Here is a 3560-nt window from a genome sequence, read left to right on the forward strand (position 1 = left end):
CGGCAAATCCACCGCCATGAACATCCTGGGCTGCCTGGATCAGCCCAGTGGTGGGGAGTACTGGCTGGAGAATTGCCTCACCGCGGGTCTGGGTGACGATCAGTTGGCGGACCTGCGCAACCGGAAGCTGGGCTTTGTGTTCCAGCAGTTCTACCTCTTGCGGGAGTTGACCGCCCTGGAGAACGTGATGCTGCCCATGGCCTATGCCGGTGTTTCCCGAGACCTGCAGCGGCAGCGGGCCGAAGCGGCCCTGGCGCGGGTGGGTCTGGGGGAACGGCTCCGCAACCGCCCCAATCAACTGAGTGGCGGGCAGCAGCAGCGGGTGGCCATCGCCAGGGCCATCATCAACCGCCCGGTGCTGCTCCTGGCGGACGAACCCACCGGCGCCCTGGACTCCACCACCAGCAACGAGGTGATGGACCTGTTTGGCGAATTGCACCAGGAGGGAATGACCGTGATCCTGGTGACCCATGAGCACGACGTGGCCGCCCGGGCCGAGAAGATCCTCCACTTTGCCGACGGCCGCATTCAGGAGGTCTCCACCCCCACTTCCCCGTTGCCCCCAGGGTCGTTGGTTGCGCCATGATGGGAGCACCCACCCATCATGGCGCAACCATGCCTTCCCCTTCCCCCAGCCCCGATCCCGTGACCCCCATCCTGCCGGGCTCTGCGGTGACGGTCCAGGATCCCTGCTCCATCTATCGGGGCTACACCGGCATTGTGCAGCGCATCAGCGACCGCCGCGCCGCGGTGCTGTTTGAAGGGGGCAACTGGGACAAGCTGGTGACCCTGGAACTCAGCCAGTTGCAAGGTCGGTAAGCTGGGGCAACATCTGCTGCCGTAGCCATGGCGGCGGGCTTCAACAAAGCCTGCTGACAGCCAAGCAGTCTTGAAAGCCGTCATGGGGAAACTCACTGTTCACCCTGCACCATGTCTCCCAAGCTTCCAGGTTCTGCCTACTCAGAGCAAACTAAAAAACGAATTGTTAACTTTGTGGCCGAAAATCCTGGCCTCAAAGGAAGAGAGATTGCCAAAAGACTGGGATTAGACAAACACAGAGTGAACAGTTTTTTGCACGGACAAGGAAAAAGAACCCACAGCCTGATTGTTGAAGATTTCTGCTGGTATCCTCCTGCCTACCAGCCCAAGCCTGCTTCATCTCCTGCTCCTATTCTCCGCTTTACTCCAAAGCCTGTCTATCGCCCCAAACCTGCTCCACGGGCCAAACCTGTTCCGCAGCCTAATCCCATAGAACGGCCTGTTTCACCATCTGTCTACCGGCCTGAGTCGGCTTCACATTTCGCCTATCCACGCAATCCGGTTCAACAACCCGAACCGATTCCAACAAGGGAAATTCCGCAAACGAGTATTTGCGGGAGTCTTGCAGCAATGGGTCGGACACAAGCAACTATCAAAATTAGAGGCATGAGTCTTGAGGCTGTCGAACTTGCTTTCCAAGAAGATAACTATGGTCTGCTCGATGATTTTTGTAAGGCAGAACTAGCTACTCGCTCTTCTGTATTGCTTAAAAAATCCCCAACAAAAGAAAGCAAATCATTCAATGTCCTGTCACTACTTCTTTCTATTATAGCATTTTCTGTTTTCTCTATGTTTGTAGTACGGAATGAGCAAAGGAATACGCCTGCTCCTACATCTTTACCGGCAGAGGTCAACCGCTGAACAGTTCACAAGTCAGTTGTATCATTTTAAACTTCTCCTAGGAAATATCTATTGAACGTGACAATTAAGGCCACATAGGTCAAGCGCCTGTCCAATGTCTGCTGTCTCATTAAGTGTGCTTAGAAGCTTGCTGAAGAGATTGCGAGGGAACAATTTTCCTCACGTGAGACGGAGTTTTAGGGATTGCGGTCATTTAGGGCATCTCTGAACAAGAGATGGGGTGTGTGTCAGGATGGAGTGAGAGACTGTGATCTGGCAGGAGGCCCACTGGCATGGAGAGGATTGCGAGGAGCGTTGCAGACCTTGAGTAGGAGAGCAAGAAGCGCAAGACGGGGCGAGAGAAGTTTCTGGAGCGGCTGGATGTGCTGATACCGTGGGAGAAGCTGTTGGAGAAGATTCGACCCTACTACCCCGCTGGTGGCAAGGAGAGAGTACCCTACCCGTTGGAAGGGATGCTGCGGATGCATTGTGTCCAACTCTTCTACAACCTCAGCGATCCGGCTATGGAGGACAGGCTCTAGGAGATTGAGAGGGTGGGCCGCTGTAGCGGCATGGGCCTGGAGAAGGCGCCGGACGAGACGACGATCCGCAACTTCCACCACCTGTTGGAGCGTCATGGACTGGGGAAGGTGCTGTTTGAGACCATCAAGGAGCATCTGACGGCAGAGGGTCTGCTCCTGAAGGAGGGAACAATTATGGCTGCCAGCAGCATAGCAGCGGCTGCATCGAGGAAGCACCGGGGAAGAGAACGTGATCCTGAGATGAAGCAAACCAAGAAGGGGAACCAGTGGCGCTGCGGCATGAAGCTGCATATTGGCGTGGATGATCAAACAGGTGTGGCCCATAGCTTGGTGGCGACGGCTGCCAAGGTGCATGACCTGGCGCCGTCAGAGGAGGTGCTGCAGGGAGAGGCAGAGCGTGTCTGGGGAGATGCCGGGTATCAGGGGATGGAGAAGCGGGAAGAGCATAAGGAGCGGCAAGTGGCCTGGCACATTGCCAAGAGGAGCGGCCACCGCAGGAAATTGGCCAGAGACCACTTGGAACGACTGATGGAAGGATGCAAGGCCAGTGTGAGGGACAAGGTGGAACACCTATTCTTCTATGTGAAGCAGATGTTTGGCTATAACAAGACCCGGTACCGAGGCCTGGCGAAGAACGAGAATCGGCTGGCGCTGCTGCTTGGAGTTGCCAATCTGCTGCGTGGGGAGTCTTGCCTGGTGTGAGTCCCATGGGATTGAGCCTGTTCCTGGCCGGTTTTGGCCAGCTTCGTCCAGTGCTGACTGGCGTAGCCCGCCTATGGCATTGCCCAATCCTGTATGGCACGCTTTTGCAGGCCAATTCAGACGTTCCTTAGCGCATTGCTGAACACCGTCAAAGAAAGCTGGCTTTGATCTCATTTGCAAATCTCTACTGGTTCTGGCAATTCAGCCACAGTGGAGAGCACCACGGAAACCGCTGTTCCCTTGCCTGAGAGAGCCTGCTGATCCACCCCCGAGGAACAGCCTTGCCAAGAAACCCATGGCCCAGCCCCCCAAGGGCCTCTACTAAGCAACAATAACACCACACGCTCCTTTGCTGTCATGCTCCTGGATCTCAGCGGCAAGAAGGCCCTGGTCACCGGCATTGCCAACAACCGCTCCATCGCCTGGGGCATTGCCCAACAACTCCACCTGGCCGGAGCGGAACTGGGCGTCACCTATCTCCCGGACGAGAAGGGGCGGTTCGAGGCCAAGGTGCGGGAGTTGACGGCGCCCCTCAACCCCGGCCTGTTTCTGCCCATGGACGTGCAGAACCCGGACCAGATGCAGACGGTGTTCCAGCAACTGGAGAGCCGGTGGGGCCAACTGGACATCCTCGTTCACTGCCTCGCCTTTGCCAAT

General features: G+C 56.6%; 4 protein-coding genes and 1 pseudogene. All 5 read left to right on the forward strand.

The genetic code is table 11. The features are described from left to right. The coding region (locus BG35_RS0107770) for an ABC transporter ATP-binding protein (RefSeq protein ID WP_025782378.1) at positions 1-586 on the forward strand (586 nt) is incomplete at its 5' end. A 29-nt stretch (positions 587-615) separates the two neighbouring features. Further along, positions 616-819, forward strand: a complete 204-nt coding sequence (locus tag BG35_RS0107775; protein WP_034417880.1) for an NAD(P)H dehydrogenase subunit NdhS — start codon at positions 616-618, stop codon at positions 817-819. Positions 820-930: 111 nt separating this feature from the next. Further along, complete coding sequence (locus tag BG35_RS13480; protein ID WP_152535230.1) at positions 931-1680, forward strand: hypothetical protein; 750 nt, start codon at positions 931-933, stop codon at positions 1678-1680. A 314-nt stretch (positions 1681-1994) separates the two neighbouring features. Continuing rightward, a pseudogene (locus BG35_RS10945) lies at positions 1995-2903 on the forward strand (IS5 family transposase); the annotation flags it as partial. A gap of 357 nt (positions 2904-3260) precedes the next feature. After that, the coding region (locus tag BG35_RS0107785; protein ID WP_025782380.1) for an SDR family oxidoreductase at positions 3261-3560 on the forward strand (300 nt) is incomplete at its 3' end.

Source organism: Candidatus Synechococcus spongiarum SH4, assembly GCF_000586015.1.
Taxonomy (GTDB): domain Bacteria; phylum Cyanobacteriota; class Cyanobacteriia; order PCC-6307; family Cyanobiaceae; genus Synechococcus_B; species Synechococcus_B spongiarum_F.